Source organism: Acidovorax sp. Leaf78, assembly GCF_001422735.1.
GTDB lineage: Bacteria > Pseudomonadota > Gammaproteobacteria > Burkholderiales > Burkholderiaceae_C > Acidovorax.
Window position 1 is genome coordinate 17,665 of the sequence record NZ_LMLZ01000009.1, and the last position, 14,493, is coordinate 32,157.

A 14,493-nucleotide genomic window follows, 5' to 3' on the forward strand; every position below is an offset into this window, starting at 1 on the left:
CGTTTCTACACACATGGCAAACATTCTGGTGGTCGACGATGAGCTCGGCATTCGTGATCTGCTGTCGGAAATCCTGAACGACGAAGGTCACAGCGTAGACCTTGCAGAAAACGCCACCCAGGCGCGCAGCGCCCGGGCCGGGAACAGCTACGACCTCGTGCTGCTCGACATCTGGATGCCCGACACCGACGGCGTCTCCCTGCTCAAGGAATGGGCCACCGCCGGCGTGCTGACCATGCCCGTGATCATGATGAGCGGCCACGCCACCATCGACACCGCGGTCGAAGCCACCCGCATCGGTGCCTTCTCCTTCCTGGAAAAGCCCATCACCCTGCAAAAGCTGCTCAAGGCAGTGGAGCAGGGCCTGGCCCGCAACGCCGCCCACCAGGCTGCACCCGCCGCCGCCCAGGCACCCGTCCAGCCCCCGGCAGACCCCACCTTCGCCCAGCTCCCCGCCGTGTCGACCGTGATGGCCGGTGTGGACGCCGGCCCCCACGCCCACCAGGGCTTCGACCTCGACCGCCCCCTGCGCGAAGCGCGTGACGGCTTCGAGAAGGCCTACTTCGAATTCCACCTGGCCCGCGAAGGCGGCTCCATGACCCGCGTGGCCGAAAAGACCGGCCTGGAACGCACCCACCTGTACCGCAAGCTGCGGCAGCTGGGCGTGGACCTGGGCCGCGGCAAGCGCGGTTGATCTTCAGGCATCGTCAAAAATTTCCGTTCATCGCCAGAAAGCCATTTTTTTCTGGTTATAATTTGAGGCTCAGGCCCGGTAGCTCAGTCGGTAGAGCAGAGGATTGAAAATCCTTGTGTCGGTGGTTCGATTCCGCCCCAGGCCACCAGTGTTTATGCGCCCCAGCGCCCTAAAGGGTTCTGGGGCGTTTCTACATCCGGCATTAGATTTCTACAATTCGTCATGACTAACGAAGAAATTGAAGTCAACTTGGCTCGTCTTTTCCTCAAGCTGATTAGACAGAAATCGACTCTGGAACCGTCGACTCCCCTGTACCGCATAACCGATTTTTTTTCACTCGCGCAAACGTTGAGTGAGCGGCGGCTTTGGATGACTAGGGTGAGCACTTACCCAGATCACAACGAAGGGGTAGATCGCCTTGTGAGGACGCTCTATGCGTCAGCAACGGGCCAGGGATGCGGGGGGTTTGGAGCGCACGATGAGGCCTCGGCAGCAAAGATGGTTCATGAGGAACGACATTGCAGGTTTGTGTCCTGCTGGTCAAAAAACCCAGAATCGCACGCGATGTGGGCGATGTACTCACCCGATCAAGCTTCAGTCAAGGCGCAAACGACGGTGGGTAAGCTTCAAGAACTTTGCGCACTGGACTGGCCGAGCAATGGACTCGCTTTTACTTCAAAACTGCAGAAGCAGAGCTTGAACAGACTGCATTTTTGTGCGACGCAGAAGTGTTGCCCGCGCGCTACGAAGATTTGCAGCATCTCTTGAAGCGCTTGGCCCGACGAACCCGGCTGGCTCGCCGTATCGTGAAGGACACAAATTTTTCGCTTGAAAAATTGGGCTCTAAACGCCGAAATAGATCATCCCAATGGACTGGCTTTCTGGAGCCTTCAGTTCTAAAACACAAAGCATTCGAATACGAGGCTGAAGTTCGAGTGGCATTGCGGTTCGGATGGGAGCCTTCGCTGCTGTCCGGACTCGATGAAGAGCGGAACCGCGTGCGGGAGGCAGCCAAGGGGTCTTTGGAGATCCTGTCGGGTCTTAAGCAAATAAACAGCGCTGCTTTGCCACGCGTTGATGAAACGAATCTGAAGCACTACTTGGCGCCCACGCCAAACGGTTTTATCAGCGCAGCGTTCATTGATCCTAGGGCGCCGGCGCACAAGCGAGACTTCATCGCTAGCTTTTTGCGGGAGCGGGGCGTAGAGGTGAAAAATTCAGAGGCCTTTGGTCTGTCGTACACCGGGTTGGCTGCTTATCCTGACTTGCCCTCGCTGTTCATCTGAGTGGTTTGATGCGTTCGCCCATCCGCGTTCGAACATAGTGCTCAGTCATCTCCCGATTCTTGTGCGCTAGCAGCTTCTGCGAGTGCGCAAGGTCGCCGGTGTCGGTCGCAGCCTTCGCCCGAATGTCTCGAAACTGAAAATCCACTTTCGCCAGCGTGCGGGCCTTGTCAAAGCGTGAGCGCAGCGCCCCTTGGCTGAGCGGCTGGCCGTTCTCGTCCTGAATCAGAAACGCGCTGATGGCCTTCCTGGGCCGCTGGTTGATCCTGTCGATGACAGCCGCCAGTTCACCCGTGATCTCGATGCCCAGGCGTGCCCCGGTCTTGTTCTGCACGATCCACAAGGCCCCATCCCGAATGTCGGTGCGCTTGATCTTGAGCACATCGGCGGGCCGCTGGCCGGTGAGCAAGGCAATGTCCATGGCATCCACCACAGTGCAATGCGCGTTGGCCCGCACGCGGTCGAATTCCTCGTCGGTGACATAGCGGGAGCGCCCCGTTTCCTTGAAGCCCTTCACGCCCTGGCAGGGGTTCTGCGCGGTGGTGAAGCCCCATTCCCTAGCCTTGTTGAAGATGTGCGAGAACAGGGCCTTCTCGCGGTTGGCGCGCACCTTTGCCACCTGGCCGCGCAGGTCCATGTACTGGCGGATGTGCATAGGGGCGATGGCCTCAATGGGCATATGACCGAACACGCGCAGCAGGTTGGCGAGTTCCTTGTCGTTGTCGCGCCTGGTCTGCACGCTCTTGGTGGGGAATACCTCGCGCACGTACCGCCTGGCCACCACCGAGAAAAGCCGCGTGGATTCGTCCTCTCGCACCCCCTCACGTTGGGCCCAGAGGCGTAGTGCTTCGGCGCGGTCGTTGGAGAGCTTGGTCCACACGCGGGGCAGGGTGCCGCTGACGTGATACCAGACGTTGCCCTTGCGGTGAAATCGCGGGGGATCATCGAAATTGGACTGCCTACGACGCCCCATCACGCCCCCTGCATTGCGCCGAAGTTCGGCTGATAGGTCTGGGCCTCGGGCACACCGCAACCCAGCATCTTTTCGGCGTATTTGCGCGCCACGATGGCCCGGCGATTGCCGTTGACCTCAAAGCGCCAGCCCTTGGTGCGCAGCCATTCCACCTGGCGGGCGGGCGACTTGAAGCCCGTGAGCGTGCTGAGTTCATCGGCAGTGAGAAAGAGGGGGGACTCCACAACAACCCCTCAGCGATGGGCGGCAGCGCGGGCGCGGTCCAGTGCCTGCATGGCCTGAGCGGCGCGAGTGGAAACTGGGGCCGGTTGGGCGTCCTGCAGGGGTGGCGAAGGATCGGCAGACAAAGGCAGGGCGGCCTCGGTGCCGAATGTTGGCTCTTGCCAGCGGACAAGGTCGGGCAGCTCTTCAAAAAGTGGTTCATTCGCGGAACCTGCATGCATGGCTCGCAGCCCCGTGACGATGTCTTTGGCCTTCTGGTACTGGTCTTGCAGGATGCAGACTTGCCGATACAGCAGGCGGATTTCGTTCACCTGGTCGGTGAAGATGTGGGAGCGCCCCCACTTAGACTCCCAGAACAAAGCCAAGACAGCTTCCCGAGGGACAGGCGTCGCCTCTCGCAGCCAACGGCGGACAGTGTTTTCATGAACGCCGAGGTATCGGCTCACAGTTACCGCGTCCCCGCCGATTTCGTCCATAAACATGCGGAAGCAATCGATACCGTAGACACTCTGGGGGGCGTGAAAGAACATGGGGAACCTCGATTCATGGCCTCTGGCGGCCTACATGGAGTAAGCTGCTAGGGCCGATCACGGATAGGGTTTTGTGGTTCGGTGGGCGCTCATGTGTTGCTGCACGTGAGCGCTTTTTTTATTCCGACTCGGGCAGCTTGAATGGCTGCTGGAACTTGGCTTTCACCAGCGTCACGGTAGCTGTGCCATCTTTTCCCGGCCTGGTCTTGGTCGTGATGTCGTAGATGGCCGGTGCGCCGTAGTGCTTGATGTCGTTGAACACCTCGTCGCTGATGGCAACCTTCATCGGCTTGTCGCCGACCGCGTTGGGTGTTTCGACCTGGGTATCGCTGATGAAGTAGACGTTGGCGCCCTTGATGATTTCGCCGGTTTTTTCACTGGTGAATTCGTACCGATCGGCACGCAGTACGAGAACGGTTTCGCTCATGATGTTTTCCTTTGGGGAGAGGGCCTTACGCGGCCAGTTGGAGTAGTCCGCTTCGGTAGTCGAAGGCGGGTCTTTCGCGCACCAGGCTGGTACAGCGCCTGGCGTTTGCACGAACGGGGGAGAAGTCCGCGGGCAGCATTTGCCCCTGACGCTCGATGAGTTGCATGTCGGTGGCGAGCCAGGACACACCTGCATCGACAAGCTGTTTGCGGCGGCGGTAGAAGGTGGCGCGAGTGCTGCGTGTCTTCATGTCGTCTTCGCCGTGGGTGGCAAGGCCCAACCAGAAGCCATGCAGCAGCCCCGCCAGTTCGGGCGAGAAACGGGCTTCCAGGCGATCACGAACCGCCAGACTTGTGCGGACCACAGTCACACCCTCGCGGCCCTCACGCAGAAGGCGAGCCATCTCCTTGTCGAAGACAGCCTGCAGATACTCGGTTGTGACCTCATGGACCTTGGGTTTGTGGCCGAAGTCGTAATCGAGCTTTTCCGCGTGCACTTCGACCTCAGCGCGTAGTCGGTTGTTTGCCAGGCGCTGGAGAGCTGCAACCTTGCGGTAGGCCTGTCGCTGGGCCCAATCAGGCGCGGCGTCACGTGGTCTGTTTTCGTGGAAGATGTTGCGCAGCACCCAGGCCAGGCGCTTACGGTCGTTCTTCTCGAACTCGCGGCCCTTGTGGTACAGCTTGATCGTGGTGGTGGTGCCCGGTACGAAGATCGATTCGTTTCCGTATTTCTGCATCTTCCGGCGTGGGAAGGCCACGTGGTAGATGCCCTCGAAGAACTCCTGCACGGCCTGATCGGGCAGCTGAAAGGACTCGGCCCAGTCCACGCGCTGCACTGTCCAATTGCGCGTATGGGGCAGAGCCACCCCTAGGAGGCTTTCCAGCAAAGCCCGCAGGCTCTCGCAGGCCGTTTGCATGTTCTCGATCACCCCGTAGATGTTTTGGCCGTGCATGGCCTTGGGTATCGAGCACTCCACGATCAAATAGGGCGGGCTCGGGTGCAGCTCTGGTTTGCCGCTTTTGGACACCACAAAGTCCTCGTACATCGGCTTCACCATGATTCGAGCGTCATGCGATGCCTGGAGGCTTGTGCGTGTCACCTCCCACAGCTTTTCGCCGGTTTCGTTGTGGATTTGCCGATAGCTCACCCCCTGAGCGGTCACTTTGTCCACGATGTTCTTCGCCATGTAAGGGCTTTTGATCCGTACCGTATCGAGTCCCATGAGCTGCTGCGCTTCGCTGGCTGCTGTCTCACTCATGAGACTCATACGGGGTGTTACTGCCCGTGAAGGGGAAAATTTGTGCCGTTGCACGGGTAGCCTCCTTGGGGTGTTGAGGTGCGGCCCTAGCGCCAGAAAACGGACGGCGATGCAGGCCCGTGGTGGGCTGTGTGGGCGCACGATGCAATGCGCGGGTGGCGGGGGTGGTCCACCAGGCGAAGGTGGGCTGTGCGGGCTTCTGGCTCATACCTTCACCCAGGGCCACAGCAGCGCGAGTTGCACGGGCTTGATGAACAGGAAGATGCCCTCGTGGTCGATGGAGAACGAGAAAGGGCCAGTGTTGGCCGAAGGGCTGGAGAGCACGTACCAATCGAGCTTGGCAACGCCCAAATCGAGTTTGACCATGATTCAGAGCCTCTGTGTGAGGTGTTGATGGGGTGACCTGGGCCGGGTCTGCGGCGGGGCGCTGTGGCCCTGCGTCGAGCCCACCGCGCGTGATGAACACCGTGCGGGGGTTCTGCCAGGTCAGGAGAAAACCGGCAGCGCGCCAGACGGACACATAGCCGTCGAAGCACTGCAGCTGGCGGAAGCGCTTGCACCTGCCATCAGGTAGCGTGGCCCTGGCGATCCACCCGCCGCCGTCTGCCCGATCCACCGCACTGGCGGACGTGGTTCCCTCCCCCCCCGCATGCACTGGCGTGCAAGCGGGTGCCCCGGTCGGCGCCTTGTGGCGCCACGTCAGGGCAGGGCGGGTGGATGCGAAGGCCCCCTGTTCGGCATTGAAGGGGGCCACCTGGCTGCTGTGCGCGCGTCGGCCGCAGTCGTTGTGCCCAGGCCAGTCGGTGCCCTCTGCTGTCTGCGCGACCGCCGCAGACGCAACAGGTCCGCAACCCGCATCAGAACTGGGTTCTGACGGTTCTGACCGCATCAAAATCACCGTCCGGTGGTCTGATTGCGTGCTGTCGGATCGCTCTTGGACGCAAGCGCGAGCATCAAAAGCAGTCCGATCACGCCTGCAGCGAGTGCTGCGCCAGAGCCCTTGGATGCGAGCATGGAAACGGGGGTGGTGAACGTGCTCATGCGGCCTCCTGGTCGGCTGTGGCCGATTCGTCGGCGGGCAGAAGCGCGGCGAGAGGGGAGGTGGACAGGTAGCTCGAAAGCCAGTCGCCCATGGTCTTGGGAGTGAAGCCCTCAGGGACCTGACGAGCAATATTGCGGCCCTGCAGCATCAAGATTGCCACGTAGTTCAGGGCAAGAAGTGCAAAAGTTTCGCGAATAGCGTTCTCTGTGGCGGGCGAGAACTCGCCGCCCAGGAAGCCGCCCGTTTCAAACGCCTCATCGAGAATGCCATTGACCTTGAGTCGATTGGCCTCAATCAAGTCAACGAGCTTTTCTGCTTGGGCCTTTGGCACGTCCTCGGACAGCAGAATGGCTGGGCGATTGATGCGCTGAACCATGCCTCCCAGACCATTCAGCAGCTCCTGGTCACTGGCTTCGTGCTCTTCGGGAAAGTCATAGCCCTGTTCTGCGTATTCAGCTTCGAGGTAGCTGCGGAGCAGGGCTTGTTCTGAGGGCTTGAAGTTGCGTTTCCCGCTGCGGAACTCGCTGATGTAGGCCCTCGAAAGGCCCGTGCCCTCTGCAATTGCCGCAACGGTTAAGTTGAGGTCTTTAGATGCTTGGTGTAGCTGGTCGGGCGTGACGCCCTTGCGAAGTGCTGACATAGAAACCTTGGTGTCAAAAACGGCAAAATCACCGTAATTGACACTTTAAGACAAGGTTTCGAAAACGTCAAACTTTATTTAATTGACACTTTTTGCCTGGGCAGCGGCGGCTTTGAGTGCATCGGAGACCTGTCTGGCCTTCTCTGGGTCTTTCGTAATGACTCGGAAAAGTTCAATGTCCGTCTGGCCTTTACCCAGCAACTCCACGCCCGCAAACAAATCCGCTTCCTCCTCCGTTGCATCAAGGTCGTTCGCGCCCCTGCGGGAGCGCACCAGCGCACTCATCAGGAAATAGAAAGATGCACATTCTTCTGCGGAGAGGTGGTCTATCAGGAATCTCATGCGCCAGCGATGCACCTCGGTTGGCGTGAGTCCGGGAAACCGTGCTGCGTCACCCACCTGCTGTGAACTGAATGGGTCATCAACCCCAAACAGCAGCTTGTTTGGCGTGAGTTTCAGCACTTTGCAGAGCTGGCGAATTTCCCGAGCCCCAGGAAATGTGCGGCCGATTTCGTAGCTTTTTATTGCTGACAGTGAAACCCCGCTCTCGCTGGCGAGTTGGGCCTGCGTAAGACCAAGCTTTTCTCGGGCCTGAACAAGTTCTGGATAGAGAACTAGCTTTTCAGTTGGCGCGGCAGACTTGTCCAATGACACTTGGCGACCTTCATTGTGGGGAGTTGAGGCTAGATGGATGAACTGACCTGACTATCGCCGATCAAGCATCTACAAATAGCTGGAGCCCTGAGGATACACGCGCCTTCCCGTGGCACAATCCCGCTCCCTTTTGTAGAGGGCTTTTTCTTGTTGGCCGTTGATGCGCAAGGATTTTTTGAGAGATTGAAAATCCTTGTGTCGGTGGTTCGATTCCGCCCCAGGCCACCAGTCAGCATGCGCCCCAGCGCCCGAAAGGGTTCTGGGGCGCTTCTACATTCAACGTCGGTTTTTACAATTCAGCGGAGCGAGGTTGATTCAACCCACGTTGCATCCGGTGCCACTCCCGGCTGCCATTGGCTTCGGTTCCTTTGCACGATGTATGCGGCGGCTCGCCAGAAGGTATCGACCACAAGGCTGATCGTGGCATGCGACATCAGTTGCGGTCCCTTCAGTTCATGCGCATATCGCCATTGCACGAAAGGCTGTTTCCCAAGGGTTTCAAGAGCCCTTTCAAAAGATTCAAGGCGAATGTCGGGGCCTGTTGAATAGGGTTCTGGGTTTAAGTGACCGAACATCCCTCCGATGAGCGTTTTGTGTGCGGGCGCCACCTTTGACCATAGTGGAGGGATGGCGTGGCCAAAGCTGACTTTTTCCGATGACTCTCCTCGGTCAATAAGGTCCACCATCAAAAAGAACTTCAGAAAAAGCTCGAGTGCGAAGCTGGAGCAAACGACTGCCGGGAAGGTCAAAGCCATTTCCTCACAGCGCTTGCCGTAGTCGCTCACCAGCAGCCCCGCGCGAGCGTAAGCGGTCGCAATTGCGTATAGAGCCTCAGGGTCATATGGATCTTCGCTGGGTACAAAGACCAGCGAAGGGATTGCAGGCACGGACATGGGTAGGTCTCCATCGGGTGGCGACCATTCTGCTGCACTAGCGGAGCGGGCGCACCCGTTCACCCATCCGAGCGTTCGCGTAGTGCTCGGTCATCTCCCGATTCTTTTACGCCAGCAGCTTCTGCGAGTGAGCAAGGTCGCCGGTGTCGGTCGCGGCCTTCGCCCAAATATCCCGACAAAGACGCGCTAATGGCCTTCCTGGGTCGCTGGTTGATGCGGCCCATGACGGCCGCCAGCTCGCCGGTAATCTCGATGCCCCAGGCGTGCTCCGGTCTTGTTCTGCAGGATCCACAATGCGCCATCCCGAATATCGGTGCGCTTGATCTTAAGCACATCGGTCGGCCGTTGCCCCGTTAGCAAGGCAATATCTATGGCACCTATCACCGTGGGATGCGCGTTGGCCAGTACGCGTTCGCTTCCTCATCAGTGACACAGCGCGAGCGCCCTGTTTGTTCTGTGGTGGGACTCCATCCCTGGCCTAGTTGAAGATGTGCGAGAACAGGGCATTATCGCGATTGGCGCGTACTTTTGCCATTTGGCCGCGGATAAACGAAGCGAATCAGCATGTGTTTGAGCTCTACACATGCGGTAATGACGCTGAGGTCATCCAACTTTGGCCGTGCCATGCGATTTGAAATCACGAGCCCCGAATGATGACATTGCGATGGCTGACGAGGGTTTTTCAATTTGATTCGATGGAGGGGACATGACAAATCAAAAGGCAGGGCGGGCTGATTGGTCCGCGCGTTGGCGCACTTGACTGAGTCAAGCCGAAAGACGTGAGCCAGCGATACTGAGCACCATGCGGAAGGTCGAGGCGGTAACGAGCGGGCTGCCTTGGAAATGGGTAGGTGCGCTGTTTTTTGTAGTCGGCTGCATGCCTTTGCTTGGATACCTGATCTTCGTTGGCTATGTGCCAACTAATTTGCTCGGGCTTTTGGGTTTGGCCGGTATTTCGTCGGTGTGGCTCTTGTTGCTCTGGACCTTGATAACGGTCTTGATGTTCGGCGTTGTGGCGACAGCGGTTGTATATGAGGTAAAGAACCTTAATTGGAGAACCACCCTTCTCGGGCAACTGGGTCCATTCTTCTTGTTGATGGGAATCTTTTTCCGGCCGTTAGGGTTGTGGTTTTCTGTGTTGTGCGCCGTTTGCGGTCTGTGCGCAATAGTCTGGACACTTGCGAGGCTCTGGCGTGAGCAGCCTAGGAGGGAGACAGAGGGCTTCCTCTTGGCAATAGTCGCGTTGCTATTGGGAGGTCCGTTGGTGTCTCTCGGAGTCCTCTTGATTGGGGCACATTCGGCTAGGCTTGGCCTCCTCGGCGACCCCGGGGTTTGGACGATTGCATTATGGTGCGGCGCAACTGTGGTGTTGATATGCGCAAATGCAGCTGTCACCTATGTGCGTGCTGCCCCTGTGGCTGTATTGGCCCTATGTTTTTTCTCGTCAGGGTTGATTGTTATGGCTGTGGCGGGACCCAGGTATGTGACCGCAGTCGTGGCATCTCAAGTCGGTTTGCGACTGCCGGGAACCGTTGAAATTCTGGTTCCGACAAGCACCTGTGCGACCGTAATTGCAGCAGCGAAGCGTCTCGAAAAACTGACCGGCGCAGACCCGCAGCCTATTTGCGAACGCGCGGTGAATACCTTGTCCGTAGAAGTGCAGTTGCGTTGGGGAGACCGATGGCTGATTGCGGCGAAATCGGTCAACGGCACGCCATTGCCCAAACCTGGCGTCAGATTGACTATTCCCGAAAAGGACACGGAACTCATCTTGCCCTAGTCCGCAGCCCACAACGGACACGCAAGGTGACGCAACGTTTCAGGCTTTGCTCTCTTGTGAGGCCTCCGATTGAGCGTCAATCGTATGACCGTACTTTGTCGAATTTGGGGGAACTCTGGGGGAGCACTGTGGTGCTATCAAATAATAGTTTCTAGATTCCGCGCGTGCTTCTGGGCGCCTTCTTGTAGAGCCTAAGCCACCAAATCCGATAAGCCCCAGTTCAATCCAACTGGGCTTTTGCTTTTCTGACCCGACGACGTATTCCCCTGGGTTCGCCGGCCACGTCACATCGACTACTCCCTCGGCGTCGGCCTCCGAATCCCCGGCTCAATCAGTGCCCCCCCACACCCCCGCTGCCGCGTATCCGACGGCGTCTCTCCAAACCGCTTGCGGTAGCCCACTGCAAAGTGCCCCAGATGAAAGAACCCATAGCGCGCTGCAATGTCCGCTACGTGCGGGGCGCGGTCTGCGCTGGTGGGCTGCTGCAGTGCGGCGCGGGCGGCATCCAGCCGCAGGTCGCGCAGAAAGGCCATGGGGCTTTTGCCTGTGCATTGGGCGAGGCCTGCTGCAACGACCGGGCGCTGGTGCCCACATGGGCGCACACGTCGGCAAGGGTGATGGGCAGCTCCAGTTGGCTGTGCATGAATTCCTGTGCGCGCTTGACGGCACGTGGCAGCACCACGCGCCCGGCGCCGGCTGTGGATGCGCCCGCGCCTGCGCCAGCGGCAAGCACTGCCGAGTGGTTGTGCTGCGCGGACAGCAGCAGGCTGGTGAGCAGGTGGTTCTCGGCCTGTTCCGCCAGCACCGGGTGCCCCAGCAGGAACGCACTGGTTTCCACCGCCGAACGCAGGTAGGCGATGAAGCTGGCCATGCCCATGAGTGCGGGGTTGGCCAGGTCCATGCCCAGGTCGAACACCAGGGGCTGCTGCACCGGCGCTTGCAGCAGGTCCGACAAGCGGGCGTGCAGCGCGTCGCGCTCAATCTTGACGATGAACTGCGGGCTGTCTTCATGCCAGCGCATGGACAGCGGCTCGGTGGGCGAGGGTACCGAGGCCATCAGCGTGTGCGACTCCACCGTTTGCCCGCCGCAGCGGACCGTGGCGCCGCCGCGCAGCGGTATCTGCAGCAAATAAAAACTGCGCAGGTATCCGGGCTCGATGCGCACTGCAGGGCCGTACTGCACATAGTTCAGGCTGACATGGCGGTGCAGCGGGGCGCTGTGGTGGCATGCGTCCAGCCTGTCGCCGGGGTGCAGGGTGGCCAGGTCGTGCGGGCAGAACACGCGGCCCACGAACTCGCGCGCTTCGTCCAGGTCGTGGCTGTCGAACAGGCGATAGCGCTGCAGCGGTAGCCGGTCGGCGGCGGTGCTCTGCGGGGCGATGTCCATGGTCTTTGCGGCGTGGGCGTGCGTCGGTCGGTCGGTCGGGCGGTCGGTGGATCGTGTGCTGCATGCAGCGGGTGCGCCACGGCGGCGGTGCGAACGAAATACTGCGTTTTAGGGACACCGCCTGCGCTTTCCGGATGCGGTCGGGCCGGCTCCTTTTCTATTCTTGTGCAGGCCCCGAGCCCTGCGCAAGAGCGTTACCCCGGGGCAATCGGCGCGACTGTGTCGGCGTGTAAACGCTGCTGCAGCGCAGCAAAGGCCGCCGGGCGCACTGCCCGGGGCGCAACGCACAGGAGTCACCATCATGGTCCAGGGGTTCGAAGGAATGCGCGGCAAGAGCGCCATCGTGACGGGGGGCGCCACGCTCATCGGGGCCGGGGTGGTGCGCGCACTGCACCAGGCGGGGGTGAGGGTCATGGTGGCCGACATCAACGCAGAAGCCGGGCAGGCATTGGCGGATGAACTGGGTGCCGGCGTGCTGTTTCGGCGCACCGACATCACCAGCGACGCGGAGATCGCCGCCTGCGTGGCCGAAGCTGCAGAGCGCCACGGCGGGGTCTATTACCTGGTGAACCTGGCCTGCTCCTATCTGGACGATGGCATTGCATCGCCGCGGGAGGACTGGCTGGCTTCGCTCAACGTGAACCTGGTCAGCGCGGTGATGGTGCTCAAGGCCGTGCGCCCGCATTTTCAGCGTGCGGGCGGCGGTGCGGTGGTCAACTTCACCAGCATTTCCTCGGGCGTGGCGCAGACCGGGCGCTGGCTCTACCCCGTGGGCAAGGCGGCCATGGTGCAGCTGACGCGCAGCATGGCCATGGACTTGGCGGGGGAGGGTGTGCGCGTGAACAGCGTCTCCCCGGGCTGGACGTGGTCGGCCATCATGGACCAGCTCACCGGCGGCGACCGCGCCAAGACCGACCGCGTGGCCGCGCCGTTTCACCTGCTGCGCCGCGTGGGCGACCCGGCCGAAGTGGCCAACGTGGTGCTGTTCCTGTGCTCGGACCTGGCCAGCTTCGTGACGGGGGCCGACTATGCCTGCGACGGCGGCTACTCGGCCATGGGCCCCGAGTCCTATACCCCCGCCATTCCCCAACTGATGTCGTGAAGGAGCAGCCGCCATGACCATTCGATCCGTAGGCATCGTCGGTGCCGGGTTTGCCGGCCTGTCCACCGCCAAGGTGCTGCGCGCCTTTGGCTTTGAGGTGACGGTGTTCGAAAAAGAGCCCGACGTGGGCGGCGTGTGGGCCGCATCGCGCCGCTATCCCGGCCTGACCACGCAGAACCCGCGCACCACCTACGCGCTGTCGGACTTTCCGATGCCGGCGCAGTACCCCGAATGGCCGTCGGGCGAGCAGGTGCAGGCCTATCTGCAATCGTATGCAGAGCACTTCGGCCTGGTGCCCCACCTGCGCATGTCCACGGTGGTGGAGAGCGCGGTGCTGGATGAAGATGCCGGCACGTGGACGGTGCAGACGCGGCCTGCGCAAGGGCAGGGCGATGGCGTGACGCCCACGCAGGCGCAAACGCAGGGTCAGACCCAGACGCACCGCTTCGACTACCTGGTGGTGTGCAACGGCATCTTCAGCGAGCCCGCCGTGCCGCACTATCCGGGTGCGGACTCCTTCGTGGCGGCGGGCGGGCGCGTGTGCCATACCAGCCAGTTCAACGACGCGAGCGATGCACGCGGCAAGCATGTGCTGGTGGTGGGCTACGGCAAGTCGTCGTGCGACGTGGCCAACGCCATTGCGGCCGACAGTGCCAGCACCACGGTGCTCGCGCGCCACCTGATCTGGAAGATTCCCAAGAAGTTCATGAACGTGCTGAACTTCAAGTTCCTGCTGCTCACGCGCATGGGCGAGGCGCTGTTCAAGTACATCGAGCCCAAGGGCTTCGAGAAATTCCTGCACGGTGCGGGCCTGCCGGTGCGCAATTCCATGCTGGGCAGTGTCGAGTCGGTGGTCACCCGGCAACTGAAGCTGCGCGAGATCGGCCTGCACCCGGGCACACCGCTGGAGACCATCGCCCGCAGCACCGTGAGCCTGGTGACCGATGGCTTTTACGAAAAGGTGGCCGCAGGAGCTCTCGGCGTGCGCAAAGGCTTGACCATCCGCGAGCTGCAGCCCGGCCAGGCAGTGCTGAGCAATGGCGAGACGGTGCCGGCCGACATCGTGGTCTGCGGCACCGGCTGGCACCAGCAGGTGCCGTTTTTCGACACTGGCGTGATGCAGCGCATCACCGATGCGCGCGGCAACTTCCGGCTGTACCGCTCCATCCTGCCGGTGGGCATGCCGCGCCTGGCCTTCAATGGCTACAACTCCTCGTTCTTCAGCCAGCTCAACTGCGAGGTGGGTGCGTTGTGGCTGGCCAACCACCTGCGCGGCGGCCTGCAGCTGCCGTCCCAGGCCGACATGAATGCGCAGATCGACCGGCGCCTGGCCTGGATGGAGGAGCGCACCGATGGCAAGCATTCCAAGGGCACCAACATCATCCCGTTCTCGGTGCACAACATCGACGAGCTGCTGCAGGACATGGGCTTGCCGCTCGGCGCCGTCACGCGTTTCAGGCAATGGCTGGAGCCGGTGAACCCCGCCGACTATGCTGTGGTCACCCGGCAGTTGCTGGCCCGGCATGCGGGTGCAGCTGCCGGTGCGCCGCTGGCCGCCCGCGCCGCAGCCGGCACCGGTGTCTGAAAGAATTCGCCCCGACTCTTACC

17 protein-coding genes and 1 tRNA gene are annotated in these 14,493 nt (G+C 60.9%); 6 read left to right on the forward strand and 12 right to left on the reverse strand.

All coding sequences use genetic code 11. The annotated features are described in order from the left end of the window. Window positions 1-13 precede the first annotated feature (13 nt). The 3 genes from ASF16_RS07780 to ASF16_RS26035 all read left to right on the forward strand — a co-directional run bounded on the left by ASF16_RS07780 (window position 14) and on the right by ASF16_RS26035 (window position 1,980). The gene (locus tag ASF16_RS07780; protein ID WP_056165023.1) at window positions 14-694 is read left to right on the forward strand and encodes a response regulator; all 681 of its coding nucleotides are present in this window, start codon (window positions 14-16) and stop codon (window positions 692-694) included. A gap of 72 nt (window positions 695-766) precedes the next feature. Continuing rightward, window positions 767-842: transfer RNA gene (locus tag ASF16_RS07785), tRNA-Phe, on the forward strand. 487 nt (window positions 843-1,329) lie between these two features. Then, window positions 1,330-1,980, forward strand: a complete 651-nt coding sequence (locus ASF16_RS26035) for a hypothetical protein (RefSeq protein ID WP_156371986.1) — start codon at window positions 1,330-1,332, stop codon at window positions 1,978-1,980. Here the strand turns inward: ASF16_RS26035 and ASF16_RS26695 are convergent. The 10 genes from ASF16_RS26695 to ASF16_RS26050 all read right to left on the reverse strand — a co-directional run bounded on the left by ASF16_RS26695 (window position 1,973) and on the right by ASF16_RS26050 (window position 8,616). Next, a complete protein-coding gene (locus ASF16_RS26695) occupies window positions 1,973-2,857 on the reverse strand; it encodes a tyrosine-type recombinase/integrase (protein ID WP_235507292.1) in 885 nt (294 codons plus the stop codon). The two genes, ASF16_RS26035 and ASF16_RS26695, sit on opposite strands and share 8 nt — an antisense overlap. A 92-nt stretch (window positions 2,858-2,949) precedes the next feature. After that, window positions 2,950-3,174, reverse strand: a complete 225-nt coding sequence (locus tag ASF16_RS07800) for a DUF4224 domain-containing protein (protein WP_056165028.1) — start codon at window positions 3,172-3,174, stop codon at window positions 2,950-2,952. A gap of 9 nt (window positions 3,175-3,183) precedes the next feature. Beyond that, window positions 3,184-3,702, reverse strand: coding sequence for a hypothetical protein (locus tag ASF16_RS07805; RefSeq protein ID WP_056165030.1), 519 nt, complete (start codon window positions 3,700-3,702; stop codon window positions 3,184-3,186). A 118-nt stretch (window positions 3,703-3,820) separates the two neighbouring features. After that, entirely contained in the window at window positions 3,821-4,129 is a 309-nt protein-coding gene (locus ASF16_RS07810) for a hypothetical protein (RefSeq protein WP_056165032.1), read from the reverse strand. Between the two features lie 25 nt (window positions 4,130-4,154). Further along, on the reverse strand, window positions 4,155-5,387 hold the full coding sequence (locus ASF16_RS07815; RefSeq protein ID WP_162241059.1) for a phage/plasmid replication protein, II/X family: 1,233 nt from the start codon (window positions 5,385-5,387) through the stop codon (window positions 4,155-4,157). 204 nt (window positions 5,388-5,591) lie between these two features. Further along, a complete protein-coding gene (locus tag ASF16_RS26040; RefSeq protein WP_156371987.1) occupies window positions 5,592-5,753 on the reverse strand; it encodes a hypothetical protein in 162 nt (53 codons plus the stop codon). Between the two features lie 528 nt (window positions 5,754-6,281). Further along, complete coding sequence (locus ASF16_RS26045) at window positions 6,282-6,428, reverse strand: hypothetical protein (protein ID WP_156371988.1); 147 nt, start codon at window positions 6,426-6,428, stop codon at window positions 6,282-6,284. Further along, window positions 6,425-7,069, reverse strand: coding sequence for a helix-turn-helix transcriptional regulator (locus ASF16_RS07820; RefSeq protein WP_056165036.1), 645 nt, complete (start codon window positions 7,067-7,069; stop codon window positions 6,425-6,427). The genes ASF16_RS26045 and ASF16_RS07820 overlap by 4 nt, the downstream gene beginning before the upstream one ends. 78 nt (window positions 7,070-7,147) lie before the next feature. Beyond that, window positions 7,148-7,723, reverse strand: coding sequence for a helix-turn-helix domain-containing protein (locus ASF16_RS25350; RefSeq protein WP_162241060.1), 576 nt, complete (start codon window positions 7,721-7,723; stop codon window positions 7,148-7,150). 296 nt (window positions 7,724-8,019) lie between these two features. Continuing rightward, the gene (locus ASF16_RS26050) at window positions 8,020-8,616 is read right to left on the reverse strand and encodes a hypothetical protein (RefSeq protein WP_156371989.1); all 597 of its coding nucleotides are present in this window, start codon (window positions 8,614-8,616) and stop codon (window positions 8,020-8,022) included. An 802-nt stretch (window positions 8,617-9,418) separates the two neighbouring features. Between ASF16_RS26050 and ASF16_RS07830 the strand changes: the two genes are divergently transcribed. Next, window positions 9,419-10,396 (forward strand): hypothetical protein, encoded by a 978-nt coding sequence (locus ASF16_RS07830; RefSeq protein ID WP_156371990.1) that lies wholly within the window; start codon window positions 9,419-9,421, stop codon window positions 10,394-10,396. 293 nt (window positions 10,397-10,689) lie between these two features. On the opposite strand, the gene ASF16_RS26700 is transcribed toward ASF16_RS07830, so the two are convergent. Next, window positions 10,690-10,929 (reverse strand): helix-turn-helix domain-containing protein, encoded by a 240-nt coding sequence (locus ASF16_RS26700; protein WP_235507293.1) that lies wholly within the window; start codon window positions 10,927-10,929, stop codon window positions 10,690-10,692. Beyond that, window positions 10,845-11,783: an AraC family transcriptional regulator gene (locus ASF16_RS07835; protein WP_235507294.1), complete on the reverse strand. Its 939-nt coding sequence runs from the start codon at window positions 11,781-11,783 to the stop codon at window positions 10,845-10,847. Before ASF16_RS07835 ends, ASF16_RS26700 begins: the two co-directional genes overlap by 85 nt. A gap of 301 nt (window positions 11,784-12,084) precedes the next feature. On the opposite strand from ASF16_RS07835, the gene ASF16_RS07840 reads away from it, so the two are divergent. Both ASF16_RS07840 and ASF16_RS07845 read left to right on the forward strand, forming a co-directional pair. Next, the gene (locus ASF16_RS07840) at window positions 12,085-12,885 is read left to right on the forward strand and encodes an SDR family oxidoreductase (protein ID WP_056165043.1); all 801 of its coding nucleotides are present in this window, start codon (window positions 12,085-12,087) and stop codon (window positions 12,883-12,885) included. Window positions 12,886-12,898: 13 nt separating this feature from the next. Continuing rightward, entirely contained in the window at window positions 12,899-14,470 is a 1,572-nt protein-coding gene (locus tag ASF16_RS07845; RefSeq protein ID WP_056165045.1) for an NAD(P)/FAD-dependent oxidoreductase, read from the forward strand. Window positions 14,471-14,493: the final 23 nt, after the last annotated feature.